This window comes from Paraburkholderia diazotrophica, assembly GCF_038900755.1.
GTDB lineage: Bacteria > Pseudomonadota > Gammaproteobacteria > Burkholderiales > Burkholderiaceae > Paraburkholderia > Paraburkholderia diazotrophica_A.
This window is the reverse complement of the sequence record NZ_JBBPEN010000003.1, coordinates 829,737-851,059: the sequence shown is the minus strand read 5'-3', so window position 1 is coordinate 851,059 and position 21,323 is coordinate 829,737. Positions and strand designations below refer to the sequence as shown.

The window sequence follows — 21,323 nt, the reverse complement described above, 5'->3', positions numbered from 1 at the left end:
CGAGGCAATCGATACTCGCGACCTGGTCAGCACCCGTCATGCCTGGGGAGAGACCTCGACACTATGCATGCGCATCGCAGCGTAGGTACGCCAGCTTCATCCACTCCCCGGGTACATCGACGATGCGTTACTCTTGCCGGGTCTGATCTGGCTCACAATAAGGCTGCTGGCGAAGGAAGTTCCAGGTAAAAACCGGGCACGTTGCGCCTTCACTGACGCGACAGCGCGCATCGGTTTTCAGCGAGACGGCCCGTTGAGCAGCCGCTACATACCATTCCGAAGAAGTCAGGCCCTTACAATTATTCGCACAATATGAGGTGTCGAATGGATGGTCGACAGGAACGTTCTCCGCGGTCCATGACGTCGCGACTGACATGGTGGATCGTGTCCGTCATCGTTGCGCTAAGCGTTATCGCGGGTGGCGCGTCTTTTTCCGCCGCCTATCATGAGGCGAACAAACTGCAGGACGGTCATCTTCGGGAAATCGGTGCACTGATTAACGCTGGGAAGCTTGTCCTCGCAGCGCCCACGGTTGCGTGGCAAGGCGGCCAGGATTCGGACGTGAGGCTCGTCATCTCGCGTCTGGGTCAATCGCCAGTCAGCGCGGATGCGCCGATCACCATTCCGCAAACGCTTCCAGACGGACTGCACAGCCTCGATGATGACGGCAAGAGTTGGCGCGTCAGTGTGCGCACATTGCATTCCGGCGAGAGAATTGCAGTCGCGGAACTTTCAGTGGTGCGCGACGAAATCGCGAGAGATGGTGCGATGAGAACACTGTTTCCGATGCTTGCCCTGACGCCTATATTGGTCGCACTCGTCGTCTTTCTCGTGCATACGACGTTGCTGCCTGTGCGTCGCCTGGCCAATGTCGTAGATCAGCAGGACGATGCGACGCTCGATGCGCTGTCCGAGCAGGACATTCCAAAAGAACTGCTTCCGTTCGTCACATCGATAAACCGGCTGATCGGCCGGCTCAAGGATGCAATGTCACAGCAGCGCCGGTTTATCGCAGATGCCGCTCACGAGTTGCGCTCGCCACTCGCCGCCCTCTCTTTGCAAGCAGAGCATCTCGGTGCCGCCGACAATCCGCTTGTGGCGCGCGAGCGACTTGTGTCGTTTCAGGCAGCGATACGGCGCACTGCGCGACTGGTCGAACAACTGCTGACGCTGGCCCGTTCGCAGCATGGCTCGTCCATGAAGCCGGCCGCCGTTTGCCTTCGGCAACTGGCAACGGAAGCGGTAGTCAATGCCGTCGATATGGCACAGAGCAAACAGGTCGATCTAGGGCTCGACAAGGTGGATGACGTCGAGGTGATTGCCGATACGGCCGCACTCTCCGTCGTATTGCGCAATCTCGTCGATAACGCGGTCCGGTACACGCCAGAGGGCGGCAGGGTCGATGTGTCGGTCATACAGCAGGGCGAGCATCTGCTGATGGAAGTGAGGGATTCCGGGCCCGGCATCCCGGAAGACCAGCTATCGCGAGTACTGGAGCCGTTCTATCGCATCCCTGGTAATTCGGCTGCGGGCAGTGGCCTCGGCCTTTCGATCGTGTCGGAAATCGCGCGCCGTAGCGGTGGTGCGCTTGTGCTCGAAAACATGGATAGAGGGCTCCGTGTCTGCTACCGGCATCCGCTCTCCGCCCGCAAAAGCCCGACATCCTGAGCGACCGTCAAGAATCCGTCGCTAGAAGTAGTCGAGCGCGATATCGCATCGGCAATACGACGATGGGATGAGTGAAGGTCTGGCAGGCGACAGCATTAACGGCGTGACGTCGAACCATAGGTACCAAGCGTATTGCGGGCAGCAATGGAGGAAAGGCTGTCGCGAATATCAGCGCTTTTGCGCGCTGTGCAGTTGCGCTCCGTTGGTTTGAGTGGTCGCTACCTCGAGTTGCCGAACGACGCCGCGTGCCCCGGTCTTGCTGTCTTCAGTGTCCCTGGCGATGGCTGGGGCATGGGCGTCCTCCATCCATCGGAACAGCCATATTGCGAGTGCCCCGCCAATCAGCTCGCTGATGATAAATCCCGGCGCATCGACGGGCCGGATGCCAGAAAACGTATCCGTCAGCGAACGCGCGATAGTGACCGTGGGATTGGCGAACGAGGTGGATGCAGTGAACCAGTACGCTGCGGTGATGTAACCGCCCACTGCTGCCGGGATGAATCCGATGCGGCGCCTGGCCACATGCAGGATCACCGTGAGCAAGCCGAACGATGCCACGACCTCGCTCCACCATTGAGACACACCGGTACGCACGTGATGCGACGTCTCTATCAACGGCAGGTCGAACATCCCATGTGCGGCTATTACTCCCGCGATTGCGCCGACAGCCTGCGCCACGACATAGGCCCCCGCATGCTTCCATCGGAGTTTGCCGAGGCAGACTTCCGCGAGCGTCACGAGGGGATTGAAGTGCGCACCGGAGATGCCGATAAAGGTGGCAATTAGCGCCACCAGACCTGCGCCTGTAGCCAGTGTGTTCGCAAGCAGCGCGATTGCGACGTTGCCACCGGCAAGCCGCTCACCCATGACGCCGGAGCCGACGACCGTAGCAAGAAGCATCGCTGAGCCGAGAAACTCGGCTACGACAGCATGACGCAATCTCATGGCGCGGACTTCCCGATATCGGTGATTTCCTTCTTGATCGCCACGCGGTCAAGCGATACCAATGGAAGGCTCTTGAAGAGTTCAATACGTTTGCGCAACGTAGCGGCAGCGTCCTTGAAGGCTCGCATTTTCGTATCGTCGGAGCCTTTGACCGCAGCAGGGTCGCGAACACCCAAGTGTACGGTCATGGGTTGATCCGGCCAGACAGGACACTGCTCACCGGCCGCGTTGTCGCAGACCGGAAAGACGAAGCTTCGGGCCGAATTATCCGTGCAAAGAAACAGAACGTTGTAGACCTTGTCGTTCATAATCGCCCCCTTGTTAAGACGCGAACGCGCTATTCGCCTTGCTCGCGCAGCGACGTGCCGATGTTCTGCATCTCGCGTTGCACGGCGACGTGGTCGAGCTTGTCCAGCGGCAGTGTCGTGAACATGTCAATGCGTTTGCACAGCTGAGCGTATGCCCGCTGGAAAGCCAAACGCTTTTCGTCATCGCCACCCTCGGCTCGTGAGGGATCGGCCACGCCCCAGTGCGCTTTTGCTGGACGTCCGGGCCAAATCGGGCACACCTCACCCGCAGCGTCATCGCAGACTGTGATGACAAAGTCGATATCCGGGGCGTCATGGTTTGCAAACTCGTCCCAGCTCTTGCTATGAAGGCCGTCCGTGGGAATATTCAGCGAACGAAGCAATTCCAGCGCGAAAGCGTTGGGTGCAGCGCCAGGGTGACTACCCGCGCTGTAACCGGCAAACCTGTTGCCTGCGCGCGCATTGAGCGCGGCTTCTGCGAGGATCGAGCGTGCGGAGTTATGCGTGCACAAAAAGAGGACGTTGAATTTGCGCGGTTCGGTCATGGGCTCTCCACCACAAATCATGCTGCAGGCAGGCTTATGTCTATATCTCCAATATAATAGAACTGTTGTTTAACGGCAAGCCGACGGTGCCACGTCGTGGCAGCGCTATTCACAGCAGTCGTGACCAGGATGGGGTCGCAGTCGAGGATCATCTCGCTCGATAACGGACTTCACGGTTTGCTCAATCGGTTTAGAATCATTCGTTAATTCTCGGAACGCATGCACCATGAAGGAAAAAGACGCTATCAAAGCTCTGTCCGCGCTGGCCCAGCCAACGCGACTTGGCATTTTCCGACTGCTTGTGACTGCCGGTCCTGAGGGATTGAGCGTGGGTGTCATTCAGGAACATCTCGAACTGGCAAGCGCGACCCTGTCGTTTCATCTGAAGGAGTTGACGCATGCAGGCCTCGTCAGTTCGCGGCAGGAAGGGCGCTTCATTTACTACGCGCCCGAAATTGAGCACATGAATGAGCTCATCGGGTTCCTGACCGAGAATTGCTGTCAAGGGATAGAGTCGGCGGCTTGCGCGCCGAAAAAGAAGGCTAAATGCAAACCAAAGGCAGTCCCTGCCTGACGGCAGTGATAACAGGAACCGTTGCCGGTCCCGCCGGGTGAGCGCGGCGGGGCAGGCGCAAAGAGGCGAACTGCCCGGAAAGCAGTTTTCCGCGAGAACGAGCTTTGTGCTCCAAAGCGCTCAGGCTTCAGCAGCAGGTGGTCTTTCGTTCGATGGTCGTCGGAGTCGTACTCACGGGAGCGCAGCATGCGCCCGACTGAGTTTCTTCGCGCTGCGAGCTGTCGGCGCCATAGAGCGGAATTTCGCCAAGCGTGTGATACGTCTCCCACGGGACGCCTGCGGGATCCTTCGCCCAGTATTTGTTCGAGGACGCATAGCAGCATTGAGCGCCTCGTCGGTCGACGATATCGACGCTTGCCGCGAATGCCTGCTCGCGAAGTGAGGCGAGTTCGTCATCGCTGTCGACCTGAAAGCCAAGGTGGTTTACTCCGACTTCACCACCTCGCGCCGATATTGCAAAGTTCACGCGCGGGTCTTCGAGCATCCACTTCGCGTAGTCATCTTTCAGCACCGTAGGCCCGGCGCCAAACAGTCCGCTGTAAAATCGCACGCCTTCGTCAAGTGTCGGGACGACGACGTGTACATGGAATCGCTTCATTTACGCCTCCACTCCTGTTGAGTCGCACAGCAGTTTTTCGGGCAAGAAATCGACAAGCGCGTGCATGTTGCTGTAGTTCGCGCTGTACACGACGCGTCGCCCCTGCGAATGTCCCTCTATCAGGCCTGCGTAGCTCAGTTCTTTCAGATGGTATGAAAGAGTTAGTGAGGGAAGACCGAGTGCTTCCGCAATCGCGCCTGCGCTCATGCACACCGGACCTGCAGTAACCAGCAACCGAAACGTCGCAAGACGTGACTCTTGCGCCAATGCGCCGAGCGCCTTTACTGCCGATTTCGAATCGATGGTTGCGATAAGATTTACTCGATGTCTTCCTGCTGTGATGTCGGCTCAGCAAGCCCCGTCGCAAGCGAGGCCAGGTCCGTCGTCGGGTCAGACGACCGGCCAGCTTCAACGCGCTCGCTGTAGCGGTCAACGAGATAGTCGGACTTGCCGCGCAGCAGCAACGTGAACTTCACGAGTTCCTCCATCACGTCGACCAGGCGGTCGTAATACGAGGACGGCTTCATGCGGCCATCGTCATCGAACTCCTCATGTGCCTTCGCAATCGAGGACTGGTTGGGGATGGTGAACATGCGCATCCATCGCCCAAGCTGGCGCAGCTGGTTCACAGTATTGAACGACTGCGACCCACCGCTGACCTGCATCACCGCAAGCGTTCGCCCCTGCGTAGGACGGATGCCGCCCATCGACAGCGGTAACTGATCGATCTGTGTCTTCATGACGCCGGAAATCGTGCCGTGACGTTCCGGGCTGCACCAGACGTGTCCTTCGGACCACATCGACAGGTCGCGCAATTCCTTCACTTTCGGATGGTCGTTTCCTTCGACTTCATCCGGGTACGGCAGGTCGCGCGGGTCGAATATGCGCGTCTCTGCGCCGAAGAGCTGAAGCAGGCGAGCCGCCTCCTCAACCAGCAAACGCGAATACGAACGTGCGCGAAGCGAGCCATACAACAACAGGATGCGTACAGGCGGGGCATCCGGCATACCAAGGCGGGTTGCGATTGCCGTATCGAGAAACCCGGGTTTTGCTGCGGGAAGCGACACAGACGTAGAACCGGAAGCTGTCATGGTGGATGAAGCGGCAAACATTTGATAGTTCCAAGTTTATAGAAATATCGAGGAATCGCAAGTACGAGACGGAAACGATTGATTTTTTCCAATCTTCGTCCGCGCGGTTTGCCAATCCGTCTGCGATTCACCAGCGGTCCGCCCTTCATTGGATTACCCCGATACCGGGTGGTAACATTTGTTGTCATCCCATCGCCCGGTACACCGTATGCCCGACAACTTCGATCAGCTCGCCGCCCTTATTCGCGGACGCTTTCAGGAGCTCAGTCCGCAGTTCCAGATGGGGGCGGCGTTTCTGCTCGATCATCCCGATGAGGTCGCTGTTTCGTCGATGCGCAAGGTCGCCGAGCGTGCGCAGGTGCAACCCGCATCGCTCGTGCGTCTGTCGCAGCAACTGGGCTTTCCGGGCTGGAACGAGTTGCGCGACCTGTTCGTCGCGCGGGTGCGCACGCGTCCCGAGCCGCTGACCACGCGCGCCCGCTCACTCGTCAAAGGCCACGCGAAAGACGCGCTCGCGCACGATCTGCTCGTCGCACACCAGCACAATCTCGAAGTGACGGCGGCTCATAATGCGCGCGTCACCGTCGAAGCCGCAAAGCTGCTGCGGCGCGCATCGCACGTGCATGTCGCGGGCTTCCGTTCGTGCTATCCCGTTGCGTTCGGCCTTGTCTACGGATACCGCCTCTTTCGCTCGTCAGTGTCGCTGCTGACGGGCGAAGCGGGCACGCTCGAAATGCAGTTGCGTGGCATCGAGCGCGACAGCGCAACCGTCGTCGTGAGCTTCGCGCCGTATTCCGTCGAAGCCGCGCGCGTCGCCGAGGCTGCGCTCGAAAAAGGCAGCAAGCTGATCGCCATCACCGACAGCGCTGTGTCGCCCATCGCGCTGAACGCCGACAAGGTGCTGATTTTTTCACACGAAAGCCCATCGTTTTTCCCATCCCTCGTGGCGGCGACGGCAATCGCCGAATCGCTGGTCGCGCATCTGCTTGCGCTCGAAGGCACGGACGCCGTCCAGTACCTCGAACTCGCCGAGCAGTCGCTGCACGCGAAGGGCGCTTACGTACCCTGAGGTACGCTGATCGACGCGCCACGGCGTGTTCCGTGGCGAAGCACATGCGAGCGGCTGCGCATGGCGGCGGCTTGCACGGTTGTTGACAACATATGTTGCAGTGACGTATAAATGTGCATCGCGTGTTGATGTTCGAGGTGTCGTGTGTCGAAGCGGGGATGGGTGTTGCATCGGATAGCCGGCGAGCCGGCTGAAATCGGCCGTCAGCTCGGCGAGCTGGCGCGGCCGGTGTTCGATGCGTACATGCAGCAGAGCGCGGCCTGGCGCAGCGTGCGCGCGTGGCGCGGCCACTCGTTCGTGCGGCACCTTCGCGACGCGGCGCTCGCGCGGTTTCCCGACCAGGTGGCGGAACTCGACGGCATCGCGGCGGGGCTCGGCTGGTCGGCGGAAGACATTTTCCTGTGGAACTGCCGCGGCGAGCTGGTTCACAACACGCCCGACGGGTGCACGACGTTCGCCGCCGTCGCCAGCAATGAAACGCTGATCGCGCACAACGAAGACGGCGACCCGTTCCTGCACGGCAAAGGCCTGATCGTCGATGTCCAGCCGACGGGCAAGCCCGGCTTCATCAGCTTCTATTACCCCGGTTCGCTGCCCGGGCACACGTTCGCCGCGAACCGCGCCGGGCTCGTGCAGGCGATCAACAATCTGCGTATCCGTCAGCCGTTGACGGGCGTGCCCCGCATGATTCTCTCGCGCGCGGTGCTCGACGCATCGACGCTCGACGCCGCCGTGCATCTGCTGCAAGACACGCCGCGCGCCAGTGGCTTTCATCACACGCTCGGCGCGGCGGGCGACAGTCGCGTGATGAGCGTCGAGGCGACGGCGATGCGTTGCTCGGTCGTGCCCGTCGCGCGCGCATCGGGCCACGCGAATCACATGATCCATCACGGTTGCGATCGCGAGGCGCAGATCGTCACCGACTCGTCGCGCGATCGTCAGGCGCGCGTCGCGGCGCTGCTCGACGAGCGGGAGCGGAGCGCGGCAATCGACGGCGACGTGCTCGTCCAGATGCAGCACGACGAGGCGCCCGCCGGCCTGCCGATCTATCGCGAAGACCCGAACGATCCCGACGACGAAAACACGCTCGCGACGGCGCTGTTCCGCATCCGCAACGACGGTGTCGCGCTGCAGGTACATGCGCAACGCGCCGTCGTTTTCGACACCTTTATCGAACGCACCTGCACGCACGGCGGCCCGAGCGCTGCCGTTCTCCCTACCTCCAAGGAAAGCGCATGACTACCGTATTCCACCGCATGCCGAAGCAGACGTTGCCCGTCGCCGTGAAAGGCGAGGGCATCGAGATCATCGATTCGACGGGCAAGCGCTATATCGACGCATCGGGCGGCGCAGCCGTTTCGTGCCTCGGCCACAGCAACCAGCGCGTGATCGACGCGATCAAGCGCCAGGCGCAGGAACTGCCGTACGCGCATACGTCGTTCTTCACGACGCAGCCCGCCGAGGAACTCGCGAGCTATCTCGTCGACCGCGCGCCGCAAGGGCTCGGGCATGTGTATTTCGTGTCGGGCGGCTCGGAGGCGATCGAGGCCGCGCTGAAGCTCGCGCGCCAGTACTTCGTCGAAACGGGCGAGCCGCAGCGCCGACATATCATCGCGCGGCGTCAGAGCTATCACGGCAACACGCTGGGCGCGCTCGCGATCGGCGGCAATGCGTGGCGCCGCGAGCCGTTCCTGCCGCTACTGATCGACGCGCATCATGTGAGCCCGTGCTACGCGTATCGCGAGCAGCGCGCGGACGAAACGGAAGAGCAGTTCGCGCAGCGTCTTGCCGACGAACTCGAACAGAAGATTCTCGAACTCGGCTCGCAGACGGTCGCGGCGTTCGTCGCCGAAACGGTAGTCGGCGCGACGGCGGGCGCCGTGCCGCCCGTGCGCGAGTACTTCCGCAAGATTCGTGCGGTGTGCGACCGCTATGGCGTGCTGCTGATTCTCGATGAAATCATGTCGGGCATGGGCCGTACGGGCCATCTGTTCGCGTGCGAAGAAGACGGCGTGGCGCCCGATCTGCTGACCATCGCGAAGGGGCTCGGCGCGGGTTATCAGCCGATCGGCGCGACGCTCGTGAGCGACAGGATCTACAGCGCGATCACGGGCGGCTCGGGCTTCTTCCAGCACGGCCACACGTATATCGGCCACGCTACGGCCTGTGCCGCCGCGCTCGAAGTGCAGCGCGTGATCGCCGACGAGCATCTGCTCGACAACGTGAAGGCGCGCGGTGAACAACTGCGTTCGCTGCTGCGCGAGCAGTACGCGCAGCATCCGTATGTCGGCGACATTCGCGGCCGGGGTCTCTTCGTCGGCGTCGAGATGGTGAAAGACCGCGCGACGAAAACGCCGTTCGATGCGAAACTGAAGCTGCACGCGGCGATCAAGCGCGAGGCGTTCCAGCGCGGCCTGATGGTGTATCCGATGGGCGGCACGGTCGACGGCAAGATCGGCGATCACGTGCTGCTCGCGCCGCCGTTCATCTGCACGCCGCGTGATATCGAGCAGATCGTCGGCCGCCTGAAGGATGCGATCGACGGCGCGCTCGCCGCGACGGGCGCTGCCTGATTCAACCCGAACCCACTCTCGAAGAGCTTGCGATGACCAACCGTCTGCCACCATTCGACGCCAGCCACGCGTCGCCCGAACAGAAAGCCGTGCTCGACGAAATCCTGTCGGGGCCGCGCGGCAATCTGAACGGTCCGTTCCTCGGCTGGATTCATAGCCCCGAACTCGCGCAGCACGCGCAGCGCCTCGGCGCGTTCTGCCGCTACAAGACGGGTTTGTCGCTGCGTCTGTCGGAGCTGGCGATTCTCGTCACGGCGTCGCGCTGGCAGGCGCAGGCCGAGTGGTTCATCCACTATCCGATCGCCATTGACGCAGGCGTGCGCGCCGAAGATGCCGAAGCGATCCGGCAAGGCCGCGTTCCTTCATTCGCCGATGCCGACGACGCGCTCATCTATGCGTTCACGACCGAGCTGTACGAAACGAAGCGCGTGTCGGACGCGACGTATGCGAAGGCCGTCGAGCGTTTCGGTCATGACGTGACGATCAATCTCGTTGGGCTGCTCGGCTATTACGCGCTGGTCGCGATGACGCTCAACGTGTTCGGCATGCGCGCGCAAGGACAGGACTCGCTGCCGTTCCCCGAATAGGCGCGGCGCCTCGCTAGCGACTGGCCACGAACCGTATCGAACGGTATACGACGTAAAAAGGCCCCGGCTGACGTTTCAGGTCAGCCGGGGCCTTCGTCCATCTGGCGGCGCGTGAACCATCGCGTGCCGCCGTGTCACGACGTTGCGCTCAGTTCGTGCTTAGTTGCCGCGGAACGTCGAGAAGATTCGTTGCTCGACGCTCGGACGCGAACCCGATTGCGACGAGCCAGCCGTCACGCCGCCGACTTCCGACGACTGCGACGACGCGCCGAATTGCGGCCTGGCCTTCGGATACGACACGTCGTTCTGGTCGAGCGTGCCGTTTTGCTGTGCGGCGACCAGCTCGGCTTGAACCTGCGCGCGCGTCACAGCGCCATTGGCTTGCTGCGCGAACGACACAGCGGGAACGATCAGTGCCGATGCGACGACGACTGCGGAAAGAAGCGATTTCATGATGACCTCCGGGAACATTGTTGATGAGTTCGGTTGGAATGCTGTGTTCCGAACCGTTGAGGCCAGTGTATTTCCGCGAAGGTGAGGAAAAAAGCGTCCGTTTGGATAAATATTCTTGCTACCGTTGAGATAATCCGCGCGCCGTTCCGCTTTCGAGGCGCGGCGGTGCGCTTCACGGCAGCGCCACGGATATCCGCCTATGATGAAGCTTCGGTCCACGCCTAAAGCCCACGCTGTCGGCGCGGCGCGCGTGACCGGTGCCTGATGCCGCGAGATTCGGGCGAGACCGTCGCGGCAGGCATCGTGGCTGGAGACGCGCTGCACGAAGCGGGCATGAGATGGGAGAGTCTGATGAAGCGCAAGGCATCGGCAGTCTGGCAGGGCGGTCTGCAGGACGGCAAGGGTTCGATCTCAACCGATAGCGGCGTCCTCAAGGACACGCAGTATTCGTTCTCGACGCGCTTCGAAAACGGCATCGGCACGAACCCCGAAGAGCTGATCGCGGCGGCACATGCGGGATGCTTTTCGATGGCGTTGTCGGCGGAACTGGGCAAGGCGAATATCAAACCCGAGCGCATCGCCACCACGGCGACGGTCACGCTCGACAAGGACGGCGGCGGCTTCGCGGTGACGGCTTCGCATCTCGACGTCGTCGTGAAGATTCCGGGCGGCGACAAGGCCGCGTTCGACAAGGCGGCCGCCGATGCCAAGGCCGGTTGCCCGATCTCGAAGGTATTGAACGCGACGATCACGATGGACGCGAAGCTCGAAACCTGAGCTTTCGCGGCGCGCAACGCAGCTTTTTCGCGTGAAAGCCGTTGCGCGCTGCATGCCTGGCCGCTTCGTGCGTGCGCCCAGTCCCGCGCGCGCGAAGCGGCTCAACCGAGGTTTCTCTTCAGCCCTCGACGGAGCGGCCATGACATCACAGGCAGACAAGGCGCGCGCATTTCGCGCGCTACATGAGGCGAGCGATCCGTTCGTCATTCCCAATCCGTGGGACATCGGTTCGGCGCGCCTGCTCGAAGCGCTCGGCTTCAAGGCGCTCGCCACGACGAGCGCGGGCTATGCGTTTTCACGCGGCTTGCCGGATAACGCAGTGGGCCGCGAGCAGATGATCCGGCATCTCGCCGACCTCGCGCCGACGACGAAGCTGCCGATCAGCGCTGACCTCGAAAACGGCTTCGGCGACGCGCCAGAAGATGCCGCCGAGACGATCCGTCAGGCGGCAGCGGCAGGCGTCGTGGGCGGCTCGATCGAAGATGCGACGGGCCGCGCCGGCGATCCCATCTACGCACACGACCTCGCCGTCGAGCGCGTGCGCGCGGCCGTCGAAGTAGCGCGTGCTCTGCCGTTTCCGTTCACGCTGACGGCGCGCGCGGAAAACTACCTTGTGGGCCGCCCCAATCTCGCGGACACGATTCGCCGCCTGCAAGCGTTCCAGGAAGCGGGCGCCGATGTGCTCTACGCGCCCGGCCTGAAGACCCGCGAGGACATCGCCGCCGTGGTCAGTTCCGTCGATCGGCCCGTCAACGTGCTGATGGGCATGGCGGGTATGCCGTTTACGGTCGGAGAGCTGGCGCAGATGGGCGTCAAGCGGATCAGCGTGGGCGGGGCGCTCGCGCGTGCGGCGCTGGGCGCGATGCTGCGCGCAGCGAAGGAAATGCTCGAGCGGGGCACCTTCACGTACACCAGCGAAGCCGCGACGATGAAGGAAATTACCGATCTGTTCGCTTCCGTGCGCAATCCCGATCGAGTCGAATGACAGGAACGAAGCCACGCCCGCCGCGTGGTTTTGCCTTGAATTCTTGAATGGCCAGTCATAAACTGGGCTGTATGAGCGATAACACTGCATCACGGCGCACGTCTGGCGCCACGAGAGACGCCAGGCCTGACGCCGCCAGCGCGCGTGGCCGTCCACGCGAATTCGACACTGACGCGGTGCTTGCGGAGGCGAGCAAGGTGTTCTGGCGCCAGGGCTTTCACGCGACGTCCGTCGACGATCTCTGCAGCGCGACGGGCGTATTGCGCGGCAGCCTGTACGGCGTATTCGGCGACAAGCACGGCATCATGATGGCGGCGCTCGACCATTACGCTGACAAGGCCATTGCCGGTCTGGTCGAGCGGCTGAACGCGAACGTGCCGCCCGAAGTGGCGGTGCGCAACGCGCTGCTGCACCACGCGCGCATCTCATCGACGCTGACGGGTTGCTTCATTACGAACAGCACGCTCGAATTGCAGCCCGAAGACGAGGCGCTGCACGCGAAGATCCGCGCGATCCAGCGGCGTGTCGTCACGCTGCTCGCGGCGGCCGTCATTCGCGGGCAGGCGGCAGGCGTGTTCAACAGCGAGCTGGACGAGAAGGCGGTCGCCGATTTTCTGCTGTGCATGACGCAGGGCCTGCGCGTGCTGGGCAAATGCAAGCGCAAGGAAGACGAACTGAAAGCCATCGTCGACATCGCGATGCGCGCGCTGACCTGAAATTTTTTGCTGAATTTTTGAACGATCAGTCATGAATCAGACATGCATGAAGAGAGCCGGTGTGAGCCAGCACGCCGGGAAAGCCGCATCGCATGCCGATGCGCAAGTACATCAGCGCTTCGAACGGCAGGGGCTCGCGCTGACGGTGCTCTTCATCGGCGCATTTCTCGCGCCGCTCGACTATTTCATCGTCAATCTCGCGCTGCCCGCGATCCATACGGGCCTGAACGCAACCGACGCCCAGTTGCAGCTGATCGTCTCCGCGTATGCATCGGCTTATGCGGTGCTGTTGATCACGGGCGGTCGTCTCGGCGATCTGTTCGGCCGGCGGCGCATGTTCATGACGGGCATGGCGGGCTTTGTCTTCGCGTCGGCGCTGTGCGGCTTTGCGCCCAACGGCCATGTGCTCGTGATCGCGCGCATCGTGCAGGGCATGGCCGCGTCCGTGATGGCGCCGCAGGTGCTGGCCACCGTACGCGCGGTCGTGCCGCTTCACCAGCAGACGCGCGTGATGGGCTTCTACGGTTTCGTGTTCGGGCTTGCATCGATCGCCGGGCAACTGGGCGGCGGCGCGCTCATCACTTATCAGCCGTTCGGCCTCGACTGGCGCGCGATTTTTCTGATCAACATTCCCGTCGGCGTGCTGGCGTTCATCGGCGCGTGGAAGTTCGTGCCGGAGAATCAGCCTGAAACGCGCGACAGCGTCGATCTGAAGGGCGTGGCGTTGCTGTCGCTGGTGCTGATTCTGTTGATCTATCCGATGACGCACGGACGCGAAGCCGGCTGGCCGTGGTGGACCTTCGCGATGTTCGCGCTCGCCGTGCCCGCGCTTGCCGCGTTCATCGCGATCGAGCGGCAGGTCGAGCGCAACGGCGGCAGCCCTCTCGTCGATCTGCAGCTGTTTCGCAATCCCGCGTTCTCGACGGGGCTCGTGATCGCGTTCCTGTTCTATTGCAACAGCGCGTTCTTTCTCACGTACGGCATCTATCTGCAGACGGGCTTGCACTGGACACCGCTACAGTCCGGCATCGCGATCATGCCGTTCGCGCTCGGCTTCGTCGCCGGGCCGCTGACGTCGCCCGCCGTCGTGAAGCGCATCGGCGCGCATGTGCTGACGCTCGGCTTTGCGATGATGGCCGTCGGCTTCTCGTTGACCGGCTGGGCCGCGACGCACGCGACGCTCGGCACGCTGTTCTATGGCGGACTGGTGTTCGCGGGCGTCGGCCAGGGGCTCGTGCTGCCGTCGATCATGCGCATCGTGCTCGGCGAAGTTGCGCCGGCGAAGGCGGGACTCGCATCGGGCGTCATCACGTCGACGCTCCAGATCGGCTCCGCGTTCGGCACGGCTGCGATCAGTGGCGCGTTCTTCGGTGCGTTGTCCGCGCAGGCGTCGGCGGCGGGTTACGCGTATGCGTTCCAGCGCAGCCTCGCGATCAACGCGGTGCTGATGACGGTCTGCATCGTCCTGAGCGTGACGCTCGTCCGGCATCAGCAAGCCGCGCATCGGCGCGCGATGAAGGTCGCTTAAGGACTGCTGTAAGCCGATTTGAATACCTGTTAAAAAGCCTGCTTAGGGAAAATCCCGAGTCGCCGGTTAATTGTGCATATTTGTATTGGCGACGAACAAAAGCACGTTGTTATATCGATTGATATCGTTTTCGATACGTACAGTCATACCATTTAGCGTCGCTGCATGGCGCATTGCAACCGATTTTCCCGTTCAGCAGTGATGCGATTATTTACTGGTGGTGGCGATTTTATCCGGTGCCAATCCTTTTAATCCGCGTTAACGTGTAGAAAACGCGGATAGTGTCACCGTTATGACAGGCGGCTACCGGGCATATTTACGCCTGGCCGGCACGATCGGTCTAAACTGCTTGCCGCAGCGTGCTGCGCAACAGCATTGAGCCTTCTGCCACAGCGGATTCCGAAACTAAACAACAATGAACGAACGTTCGGGATATGCGGCGGATTATTGCGAATTGGCTGAAAACGCTTCCATGAAAAAATACTTGATCCGGAAATATTCAATTGTTAATCTTCGTCCACTCTTTTAATTCGTTGGACCGCGGTGCGTTTATGGCAGTGAATTTTCAGCCAGCCTAATGCTTAAATCGGGGACTACCATGCTGACTGCTACTTACACTTACGACGCATTTGATACGACGCAAACAGCACAATTCAACGTCGGCGACGTAGTGACGCTCAAGACGGGCGGCTCGCGCATGACGGTGACATATATTGGACCGGTCGCAGGAGAAGCGGGGGAACGGCTCGTGTGCCAATGGTTCGACGAGCAGGGCGAACTGCGTCAGGAAACGTTCGCGCAGGATAACGTGCGGCGCCAGCCGCGCTCGATTCCGGCGGGGTCGGTGCATCAGCACAAGTTCATCAGCGTCGTGATGGGTTGAAAACAAAGGATTGAAAACGAAGGCGCGCTCGAGCGGCGCGCCTTTGCATTTGGTCTCTACCCTATGTGCCGGGCCTTCGCGCCCGGCACATTGCGTTAACGCATCCGCAACGACATCCCTTCATCCAACGCCCTTTCATCAACGCCGCGCTTGTGTCGCCATTCTCACGGCGAGGCCCGCGAGCACCGTGCCCATCAGCCAGCGTTGAATGACGAGCCATGTCGGCTTGCGCGCGAGAAACCCGGCAATCGATCCCGCCGTGATAGCGACAGTCGAATTCACCGAAATGCTCAACACGATCTGAATCGCGCCGAATATCAGCGACTGTCCGAGCACGCTGCCTTGCTGCGGATCGATGAACTGCGGCAGAAGCGACAGATACAGCACCGCGATCTTCGGGTTCAGCAGATTCGTGACGAAGCCCATCGTGAAGAGCTTGCGCGGGCTGTCGGCGGGCAGTTCGCGTACCTGGAACGGCGAGCGGCCGCCCGGCTTCACGGTCTGCCACGCGAGATACAGCAGATACAGCGCACCGCCGAAACGCAGCGCGTCGTACGCGAACGGCACGGCGAGCAGCAGCGCCGTGATGCCGAATGCCGCGCAGAACATATAGAACACGAAGCCGAGCGCGACGCCGCCGAGCGAAATCAGACCGGCCGTGCGGCCCTGGCTGATCGAGCGCGAGACCAGATAGATCATGTTGGGCCCCGGCGTGAGCGCCATGCCGAGCGCGACGAGGGCGAATGCAAGCAGGTGCGTGGTTTGAGGCATTGCGTGGGCTCCGTGTGTGGAAAGAGCAGGAAAGGGCGATCGATGGATCGTGACAAGAGGCCCAGGCGCGCGGCGGAACGCGAGCGTGCTCGCGGTTCGCGTTCCCCGGTGGTGGCCCACCTCGATCGAGCGCCAGTTGCGCGAACGGTTCATTGTTCCGCGCGAGGCGCTCGCATACCAGAGACAGAATCGGCGCTGCCTGTCGATACACTTGAGCGCGTGAGTGCGGCAGTTTGCAGCCGCGTGTTGTGATGCTGATGCGCTTGCGTCACGCATCGACTGCTGCGCGAGCACCGATCGTGAACCGCGCTTGATCGCAGCCAACCATCGCACTCAACGACGGCACTCAGCCACGGCACTCAGCCACGGCACTCAGCCACGCTCAACCGCGCAGCGGCCTGAAGAACCGCCGGATTTCCTCAGCGAGTAGTGCGGGCTGTTCCATCGCGGCGAAATGCCCGCCGCGTGGCATGTCCGCGAATTGCGTGACGTTGAACACGCGCTCGATCCACGAACGCGGCGGCTGGCTGATCTCTTTCGGAAAACGCGCAAAGCCGAGCGGCGGCGTCGCGCGCTGGCCGGGCTCGAAGCGCAAGGGGCGCGCGCGCGTTTCCGCGTAGAGCCGCACCGACGAGCCGATGGTCTGCGTATGCCAGTACAGCGACAGATCGGTCAGCAGCTGATCCTTCGAAAACGCGCGCTCGACGTCGCCATCGCAATCGCTCCACGCGCGGAATTTCTCGACGATCCATGCGGCCAGCCCCACGGGCGAATCGTTCAATGCGAACGCGAGCGTCTGCGGTTTCGTGCCGTGCATGTGCGCGTAGGCGCCTTCGGCGTCGGCCCATGCGGCTTTGGCCGCGAGAAAATCCTGTTCTTCCTGCGTGACGGGCGGCTCGCTCGCGCTCAGGCCCGGAGCATACGAACTCGGCAAGAAGTTGAGATGAATGCCGTCGACGTGCTGCGCATGGTTCGCGGCCAACGCCATCGACACGGCCGCGCCCAGATCGCCGCCTTGCGCGCCGAAGCGCTCATAGCCGAGGCCGCGCATCAGCTCGGCCCACAGGTCCGCGATCGCGAACACCGACATGCCTGGCTTCGACGGACGCTCGGAAAAACCGTAGCCGGGCATCGACGGCACGACGACGTCGAATGCGTCGGCGGGGTCCGCGCCCACGGATGCGGGATCGCACAAATGCGGGAGCAGTTCGATGAACTCGACGAACGAACCGGGCCATCCATGCGTGACGACGAGCGGATAGGGCTTCGGACCGATGCCGCGCCGATGCAGAAAATGCACGTCGAGGCCGCCGACGCGCGCCATGAACTGCGGCTCACGATTGAGCCGCGCTTCCGTCGCGCGCCAGTCGTACGTGTTTGCCCAGTAGTCGACGAACTCTCGCAGATAGCGCGGATCGGTGCCGAGCGTCCACGGCGGCGTATCGAACGCATCGGGCCAGCGGGTTTGCGTCAGGCGCGTGTTGAGCGCCGCAAGCTCTGCATCGGGAATGGCAATCTGGAACGGCGTGATGTGCATCGGCATGACTCCGGCATGACTCGCTTTCGTGCGAGAGGTTCACGGTTCAGGGGGCGTCACTTCGTCGAACGGTCGCGCGACTCGCGCATCTGCACGCGCTCGCCGAGCATCTTCGTGAAGGTCCGCATGCTGATGACGCGCCGCGAGCGCACGACTTCGCCTTCCAGATTGACGGGCGGATTCGGCTGAAATGCCCAGTAGAGCGCGATCAGCCAGCCAAACACGGTCCAGCCCATGCACGCATTGAAGAGCGCAATGGTCAGTACGTCATGGCGCTTGCGGCGATCGGCGACGATGGACGGCAGGAAGTACAGACCCAGCGCGACCACGGCCGCGACGCCTTGAACCACGATGTTGTAGTTCATCGAGGGCCCTCCCAGGCGCGTCGTAGTTATGCATCCATTGTCGCGCGAATGCGCGGCGGGCGCACGGCGCGTGGAAAGCCCGCTGCAAGCCCGCGCCAGACAGCAATCGGGCGCGGTGCCGCAACGTCTTTATGGATCGGATGAATTCGGCAATGCGCTCGCCAGGGGCTTATCATGTGCGTTTCGACTGACCGGATTGCCATCATGATCTCCGACGAAACCCAACAGGCTCACAAGCTGAATCACGACACGCTGCGCGAATTCGTCGATCGCAAATGGAACGACGAGATCGTGCCGGCGCTGACCGACTACATCGCCGTGCCGGCGAAGAGCCCGGCGTTCGATCCCGACTGGCAGCAGCACGGCTATATCGAGCGAGTGATCACCGAGGCCGCGAAGTGGGCCGGGCAGCAGCCCGTGCGCGGACTGAAGCTCGAAATCGTTCGCTTGCCGGGCCGCACGCCCGTGATCTTTTTCGAATCTCCGGCGACGCGTTCGGGCAGCACGGAAACGATCGTGCTGTACGGCCATCTCGACAAGCAGCCTGAATTCGACGGCTGGCGCAAGGATCTGGGTCCGTGGACGCCGAAGCTCGAAGACGACAAGCTCTATGGCCGCGGCGGCGCCGACGACGGTTACGCGATCTACGCGAGCCTCACGGCGCTGGCGGCGCTCGACGCGCAAGGCATCGAGCGGCCGCGCTGCGTCGGCCTGATCGAAACGTGCGAAGAGTCGGGCAGCTACGACTTGCTGCCGTATGTCGACGCATTGCGCGAGCGGCTCGGCAAGGTCGGACTCGTCGTGTGCCTCGATTCGGGCGCGGGCAACTACGATCAGTTGTGGCTGACCACGTCGCTGCGCGGCCTCGTCTCCGGCGATCTCGAAGTGCAGGTGCTCGACGAAGGCATTCACTCGGGCAGCTACGGCGGCATTGCACCGTCGAGTTTCCGCATCATGCGTCAAATGTTCGAGCGGCTCGAAGACGCAGCGGACGGCACGCTGCTGCCGAAGGGCTTTCATTGCCCGATTCCACTCGACCGCCTGAGCGAAGTCGAAGCGACCGCGAAGATTCTCGGCGACGACGTGTGGAAGAAGCTGCCGTGGTCGTGCGGCCAGGACGGTGGCCCGGTGCTGCCGACGACGGCCGATCCGAAAGAGGCGCTGCTCAATTCGACGTGGCGTCCGTCGCTGTCGGTGACGGGCGCGGCGGGGCTGCCTTCGCTCGCCGATGCGGGCAACGTGCTGCGTCCGCGCACGGCGTTCAAGCTGTCGCTGCGCCTGCCGCCGCTCGTCGAAGCGGACACGGCCGTGCAGCAGCTGAAGTCGCTGCTGGAGTTCGATCCGCCGTACAACGCGAAGGTCACATTCAAGCCGGACGCGGGCGCCGCGACGGGCTGGAACGCGCCGGAACTCGCGCCGTGGCTCGCCACCGCGCTGAACGACGCGTCGCGCCAGCATTACGGCGCGGACGTCGCGTTCATCGGGCAGGGCGGCACAATCCCGTTGATGAACGTGCTGAAGGCGGGCTTCCCCACTTCGCAGTTCATGGTGTGCGGCGTGCTCGGACCGAAGTCGAACGCGCACGGTCCGAACGAGTTCCTGCATGTGCCGTATGGCAAGAAGCTGACGGCGGCCGTCGCGGAAGTGATCGCGGCGGCGCCCTGACGATGGCCTTGAAGCCATCCTTAGCTGTTTTGCAAGCTGTCCTTCAAGAACGTTCGCATTCCGGGCGTTCTCGCGCGGGAGGGGCCGGCCGGTCTCTCCCGCTGTCCATCCGCCTCCTTTGAACGAGCCCATCATCGAATGAACGACACGCGCACTGCCCAGACGTCCGCTCCCCGTATTCCGGCCGATCAACTGCATGCCTATGTGCGCGCGATCTGGGAGCAGGCGGGCAGCGCGCCGCGCGAAGCCCAGCTCGTCGCCGATCATCTCGTCGCGGCCAATCTGACGGGACACGATTCGCATGGCGTCGGCATGATTCCGCGCTATGTCGATTCGTTGCGCGATCGCGAGCTGAAGCTCAATGGTCACGCGAGCGTGGTCAAGGATGTCGGCGCCGTGCTGACGATCGACGGCGGCAACGCTTTCGGCCAGGTCGTTGCGCATGAAGCGATGGAATTTGGCATCGAGCGCGCGACAAAACTCGGCGTGTGTGCCGTCGCGCTGCGCAACGCGCATCACATCGGCCGCATCGGGCATTGGGCCGAGCAGTGCGCGAAAGCGGGCTTCGTGTCGTTTCACTTCGTCAACGTGGCGGGCGATCCGCTCGTTGCGCCGTTCGGCGGCGCGGACCGCCGCATCGGCACCAATCCGTTTTGCGCGGCGTTTCCGCGCGCGGGCAAGGCGCCGCTCGTGCTCGACTTCGCCACCAGCGCCGTCGCTTATGGCAAGACGCGCGTCGCGTACAACCAGGGGAAAGAAGTGCCGCCCGGCTCGCTGATCGATCACGAGGGCAAGCCCACCGTCGATCCCGCCGTGATGATGCAGGCGCCGTTCGGCGCGCTGATGCCCGTCGGCGGGCAGGCGGGCGGCCACAAGGGCTTCGGGCTCGCGGCGATGTGCGAGATTTTCGGCGGCGCGCTGTCGGGCGGCTATACGACGCACGACAACACGCTGCAACAGACGAACGCGATCATCAACTGCATGCTGTCGGTGATCGTCGATCCCCATGCATTCGATGCGCCGAACGCCGAAGCCGAGGCCGACGCGTTCATCGAGTGGGTGAAGGCATCGCCGCTTGCCGCCGGCACGGAGCGCATCTACGCGCCGGGCGAACCGGAGCGCGCGACGCGTGCCGAGCGCGAGGCCAACGGCATTCCCGTCGATCCCGAGACATGGCGCCAGATCCGCGATGCGGCGCTGGCGGCCGGTTTGTCCCGGGAGCACGCCGATGGCTGGTCGGTGCGTCTGCGGTAACGTGCGAACCACCGACGCGCGATTCCGCGCAGCCATCGCGTGACGACGACATACGATTGACACAAAGAACGGTGCGCATGACGTTGCATCGTCATCGGCATCGTCATCGGCATCGTCTCGGCATCGGCATCGTCACGCGAGTGACTCACGGGCGATGCACGCTCGCTTGCTTAGCCGCATGAAAACGCCTGTCATCGCGCATTCGAAATTCGCAATGCCGCGTTTTCGCCCGCATCGCCGCGATTTAACAAATGCGCGCAATACCGGGCAATCTCCGATAGCCTCATCCGCGGGCAAAAACGCCCGAGATTTAAAGCAAATATTCTAATGGCGACTTTGCGCCCTTTTAAAGGACGTGAAAGCGCGCTCCGCTAGAGCTTTGCTTCGATTCGCAATCGTTTGCGCAAGCGGCGCTAGCCGGGAAGCCCGCC

The 21,323-nt window shown here is 62.5% G+C and carries 23 protein-coding genes and 1 riboswitch; of the genes, 13 read left to right on the top strand and 10 right to left on the bottom strand.

All coding sequences use genetic code 11. The features are described from left to right. Nucleotides 1–384 precede the first annotated feature (384 nt). Nucleotides 385–1,668 (top strand): ATP-binding protein, encoded by a 1,284-nt coding sequence (locus AABE10_RS13840; RefSeq protein WP_342933795.1) that lies wholly within the window; start codon nt 385–387, stop codon nt 1,666–1,668. A gap of 168 nt (nt 1,669–1,836) precedes the next feature. On the opposite strand, the gene AABE10_RS13835 is transcribed toward AABE10_RS13840, so the two are convergent. From AABE10_RS13835 to AABE10_RS13825, 3 genes are read right to left on the bottom strand one after another with little or no spacing between them, the layout of a single operon-like run. Next, nucleotides 1,837–2,613: an MIP/aquaporin family protein gene (locus AABE10_RS13835; RefSeq protein ID WP_342933794.1), complete on the bottom strand. Its 777-nt coding sequence runs from the start codon at nt 2,611–2,613 to the stop codon at nt 1,837–1,839. Further along, the gene (locus AABE10_RS13830) at nt 2,610–2,921 is read right to left on the bottom strand and encodes a hypothetical protein (RefSeq protein WP_342933793.1); all 312 of its coding nucleotides are present in this window, start codon (nt 2,919–2,921) and stop codon (nt 2,610–2,612) included. Before AABE10_RS13830 ends, AABE10_RS13835 begins: the two co-directional genes overlap by 4 nt. Before the next feature lie 29 nt (nt 2,922–2,950). Then, a complete protein-coding gene (locus AABE10_RS13825) occupies nt 2,951–3,466 on the bottom strand; it encodes an arsenate reductase ArsC (protein ID WP_342933792.1) in 516 nt (171 codons plus the stop codon). 226 nt (nt 3,467–3,692) lie between these two features. On the opposite strand from AABE10_RS13825, the gene AABE10_RS13820 reads away from it, so the two are divergent. Further along, nucleotides 3,693–4,040 carry a metalloregulator ArsR/SmtB family transcription factor gene (locus AABE10_RS13820; protein WP_342933791.1) on the top strand — a complete coding sequence of 116 codons (348 nt, stop codon included), beginning with the start codon at nt 3,693–3,695 and terminating at the stop codon, nt 4,038–4,040. A gap of 127 nt (nt 4,041–4,167) precedes the next feature. On the opposite strand, the gene AABE10_RS13815 is transcribed toward AABE10_RS13820, so the two are convergent. The 3 genes from AABE10_RS13815 to arsH form a co-directional block, all read right to left on the bottom strand. Next, the gene (locus AABE10_RS13815) at nt 4,168–4,638 is read right to left on the bottom strand and encodes a VOC family protein (RefSeq protein WP_342933790.1); all 471 of its coding nucleotides are present in this window, start codon (nt 4,636–4,638) and stop codon (nt 4,168–4,170) included. Next, nucleotides 4,639–4,872, bottom strand: a complete 234-nt coding sequence (locus AABE10_RS13810) for an ArsR/SmtB family transcription factor (protein WP_342933872.1) — start codon at nt 4,870–4,872, stop codon at nt 4,639–4,641. 83 nt (nt 4,873–4,955) lie between these two features. Further along, on the bottom strand, nt 4,956–5,645 hold the full coding sequence (gene arsH, locus AABE10_RS13805) for an arsenical resistance protein ArsH (RefSeq protein ID WP_342933871.1): 690 nt from the start codon (nt 5,643–5,645) through the stop codon (nt 4,956–4,958). A gap of 292 nt (nt 5,646–5,937) precedes the next feature. Here arsH and AABE10_RS13800 point away from each other — a divergent pair, with 292 nt between their 5' ends. The 4 genes from AABE10_RS13800 to AABE10_RS13785 all read left to right on the top strand — a co-directional run bounded on the left by AABE10_RS13800 (nt 5,938) and on the right by AABE10_RS13785 (nt 9,958). Then, entirely contained in the window at nt 5,938–6,798 is an 861-nt protein-coding gene (locus AABE10_RS13800) for a MurR/RpiR family transcriptional regulator (protein WP_342933789.1), read from the top strand. A 144-nt stretch (nt 6,799–6,942) separates the two neighbouring features. After that, nucleotides 6,943–8,037, top strand: a complete 1,095-nt coding sequence (locus AABE10_RS13795; RefSeq protein ID WP_342933788.1) for a C45 family peptidase — start codon at nt 6,943–6,945, stop codon at nt 8,035–8,037. Then, nucleotides 8,034–9,371 (top strand): aspartate aminotransferase family protein, encoded by a 1,338-nt coding sequence (locus tag AABE10_RS13790; RefSeq protein ID WP_342933787.1) that lies wholly within the window; start codon nt 8,034–8,036, stop codon nt 9,369–9,371. The genes AABE10_RS13795 and AABE10_RS13790 overlap by 4 nt, the downstream gene beginning before the upstream one ends. Before the next feature lie 32 nt (nt 9,372–9,403). Further along, a complete protein-coding gene (locus AABE10_RS13785) occupies nt 9,404–9,958 on the top strand; it encodes a carboxymuconolactone decarboxylase family protein (RefSeq protein ID WP_342933786.1) in 555 nt (184 codons plus the stop codon). Between the two features lie 159 nt (nt 9,959–10,117). On the opposite strand, the gene AABE10_RS13780 is transcribed toward AABE10_RS13785, so the two are convergent. Continuing rightward, nucleotides 10,118–10,411 carry a DUF4148 domain-containing protein gene (locus AABE10_RS13780; RefSeq protein ID WP_342933785.1) on the bottom strand — a complete coding sequence of 98 codons (294 nt, stop codon included), beginning with the start codon at nt 10,409–10,411 and terminating at the stop codon, nt 10,118–10,120. 351 nt (nt 10,412–10,762) lie between these two features. Between AABE10_RS13780 and AABE10_RS13775 the strand changes: the two genes are divergently transcribed. The 5 genes from AABE10_RS13775 to AABE10_RS13755 all read left to right on the top strand — a co-directional run bounded on the left by AABE10_RS13775 (nt 10,763) and on the right by AABE10_RS13755 (nt 15,300). Next, on the top strand, nt 10,763–11,188 hold the full coding sequence (locus AABE10_RS13775) for an OsmC family protein (protein ID WP_087737290.1): 426 nt from the start codon (nt 10,763–10,765) through the stop codon (nt 11,186–11,188). Nucleotides 11,189–11,327: 139 nt separating this feature from the next. After that, the gene (locus AABE10_RS13770; RefSeq protein WP_342933784.1) at nt 11,328–12,173 is read left to right on the top strand and encodes an isocitrate lyase/phosphoenolpyruvate mutase family protein; all 846 of its coding nucleotides are present in this window, start codon (nt 11,328–11,330) and stop codon (nt 12,171–12,173) included. A 71-nt stretch (nt 12,174–12,244) separates the two neighbouring features. Further along, the gene (locus tag AABE10_RS13765; RefSeq protein ID WP_342933783.1) at nt 12,245–12,889 is read left to right on the top strand and encodes a TetR/AcrR family transcriptional regulator; all 645 of its coding nucleotides are present in this window, start codon (nt 12,245–12,247) and stop codon (nt 12,887–12,889) included. A gap of 46 nt (nt 12,890–12,935) precedes the next feature. Beyond that, on the top strand, nt 12,936–14,417 hold the full coding sequence (locus AABE10_RS13760; RefSeq protein ID WP_342933870.1) for an MFS transporter: 1,482 nt from the start codon (nt 12,936–12,938) through the stop codon (nt 14,415–14,417). 598 nt (nt 14,418–15,015) lie between these two features. Next, nucleotides 15,016–15,300: a YodC family protein gene (locus AABE10_RS13755; RefSeq protein WP_342933782.1), complete on the top strand. Its 285-nt coding sequence runs from the start codon at nt 15,016–15,018 to the stop codon at nt 15,298–15,300. 138 nt (nt 15,301–15,438) lie between these two features. Here AABE10_RS13755 and AABE10_RS13750 read toward each other — a convergent pair whose 3' ends face one another. The 3 genes from AABE10_RS13750 to AABE10_RS13740 all read right to left on the bottom strand — a co-directional run bounded on the left by AABE10_RS13750 (nt 15,439) and on the right by AABE10_RS13740 (nt 17,973). Next, nucleotides 15,439–16,071 carry a LysE family translocator gene (locus tag AABE10_RS13750; RefSeq protein WP_342933781.1) on the bottom strand — a complete coding sequence of 211 codons (633 nt, stop codon included), beginning with the start codon at nt 16,069–16,071 and terminating at the stop codon, nt 15,439–15,441. 52 nt (nt 16,072–16,123) lie between these two features. After that, nucleotides 16,124–16,221: riboswitch (ZMP/ZTP riboswitch) on the bottom strand. Between the two features lie 232 nt (nt 16,222–16,453). Further along, complete coding sequence (locus AABE10_RS13745; protein ID WP_342933780.1) at nt 16,454–17,608, bottom strand: epoxide hydrolase family protein; 1,155 nt, start codon at nt 17,606–17,608, stop codon at nt 16,454–16,456. Nucleotides 17,609–17,664: 56 nt separating this feature from the next. Further along, nucleotides 17,665–17,973 carry a superinfection immunity protein gene (locus AABE10_RS13740; protein ID WP_342933779.1) on the bottom strand — a complete coding sequence of 103 codons (309 nt, stop codon included), beginning with the start codon at nt 17,971–17,973 and terminating at the stop codon, nt 17,665–17,667. Between the two features lie 204 nt (nt 17,974–18,177). Here AABE10_RS13740 and AABE10_RS13735 point away from each other — a divergent pair, with 204 nt between their 5' ends. Both AABE10_RS13735 and AABE10_RS13730 read left to right on the top strand, forming a co-directional pair. After that, nucleotides 18,178–19,638 (top strand): M20/M25/M40 family metallo-hydrolase, encoded by a 1,461-nt coding sequence (locus AABE10_RS13735; protein ID WP_342933778.1) that lies wholly within the window; start codon nt 18,178–18,180, stop codon nt 19,636–19,638. Nucleotides 19,639–19,776: 138 nt separating this feature from the next. Further along, nucleotides 19,777–20,892, top strand: a complete 1,116-nt coding sequence (locus AABE10_RS13730) for a malate/lactate/ureidoglycolate dehydrogenase (protein WP_342933777.1) — start codon at nt 19,777–19,779, stop codon at nt 20,890–20,892. Nucleotides 20,893–21,323 lie beyond the last annotated feature (431 nt).

What these genes read in the sequence shown, in the direction of transcription:
- AABE10_RS13835 (WP_342933794.1), bottom strand. Translation starts at nt 2,613, where the DNA reads ATGAGATTGCGTCATGCTGTCGTAGCCGAGTTTCTCGGCTCAGCGATG.
- AABE10_RS13830 (WP_342933793.1), bottom strand. Translation starts at nt 2,921, where the DNA reads ATGAACGACAAGGTCTACAACGTTCTGTTTCTTTGCACGGATAATTCG.
- AABE10_RS13825 (WP_342933792.1), bottom strand. Translation starts at nt 3,466, where the DNA reads ATGACCGAACCGCGCAAATTCAACGTCCTCTTTTTGTGCACGCATAAC.
- AABE10_RS13820 (WP_342933791.1), top strand. Translation starts at nt 3,693, where the DNA reads ATGAAGGAAAAAGACGCTATCAAAGCTCTGTCCGCGCTGGCCCAGCCA.
- AABE10_RS13815 (WP_342933790.1), bottom strand. Translation starts at nt 4,638, where the DNA reads ATGAAGCGATTCCATGTACACGTCGTCGTCCCGACACTTGACGAAGGC.
- arsH (WP_342933871.1), bottom strand. Translation starts at nt 5,645, where the DNA reads ATGCCGGATGCCCCGCCTGTACGCATCCTGTTGTTGTATGGCTCGCTT.
- AABE10_RS13800 (WP_342933789.1), top strand. Translation starts at nt 5,938, where the DNA reads ATGCCCGACAACTTCGATCAGCTCGCCGCCCTTATTCGCGGACGCTTT.
- AABE10_RS13790 (WP_342933787.1), top strand. Translation starts at nt 8,034, where the DNA reads ATGACTACCGTATTCCACCGCATGCCGAAGCAGACGTTGCCCGTCGCC.
- AABE10_RS13785 (WP_342933786.1), top strand. Translation starts at nt 9,404, where the DNA reads ATGACCAACCGTCTGCCACCATTCGACGCCAGCCACGCGTCGCCCGAA.
- AABE10_RS13780 (WP_342933785.1), bottom strand. Translation starts at nt 10,411, where the DNA reads ATGAAATCGCTTCTTTCCGCAGTCGTCGTCGCATCGGCACTGATCGTT.
- AABE10_RS13775 (WP_087737290.1), top strand. Translation starts at nt 10,763, where the DNA reads ATGAAGCGCAAGGCATCGGCAGTCTGGCAGGGCGGTCTGCAGGACGGC.
- AABE10_RS13770 (WP_342933784.1), top strand. Translation starts at nt 11,328, where the DNA reads ATGACATCACAGGCAGACAAGGCGCGCGCATTTCGCGCGCTACATGAG.
- AABE10_RS13765 (WP_342933783.1), top strand. Translation starts at nt 12,245, where the DNA reads ATGAGCGATAACACTGCATCACGGCGCACGTCTGGCGCCACGAGAGAC.
- AABE10_RS13760 (WP_342933870.1), top strand. Translation starts at nt 12,936, where the DNA reads ATGAAGAGAGCCGGTGTGAGCCAGCACGCCGGGAAAGCCGCATCGCAT.
- AABE10_RS13755 (WP_342933782.1), top strand. Translation starts at nt 15,016, where the DNA reads ATGCTGACTGCTACTTACACTTACGACGCATTTGATACGACGCAAACA.
- AABE10_RS13750 (WP_342933781.1), bottom strand. Translation starts at nt 16,071, where the DNA reads ATGCCTCAAACCACGCACCTGCTTGCATTCGCCCTCGTCGCGCTCGGC.
- AABE10_RS13745 (WP_342933780.1), bottom strand. Translation starts at nt 17,608, where the DNA reads ATGCACATCACGCCGTTCCAGATTGCCATTCCCGATGCAGAGCTTGCG.
- AABE10_RS13740 (WP_342933779.1), bottom strand. Translation starts at nt 17,973, where the DNA reads ATGAACTACAACATCGTGGTTCAAGGCGTCGCGGCCGTGGTCGCGCTG.
- AABE10_RS13735 (WP_342933778.1), top strand. Translation starts at nt 18,178, where the DNA reads ATGATCTCCGACGAAACCCAACAGGCTCACAAGCTGAATCACGACACG.
- AABE10_RS13730 (WP_342933777.1), top strand. Translation starts at nt 19,777, where the DNA reads ATGAACGACACGCGCACTGCCCAGACGTCCGCTCCCCGTATTCCGGCC.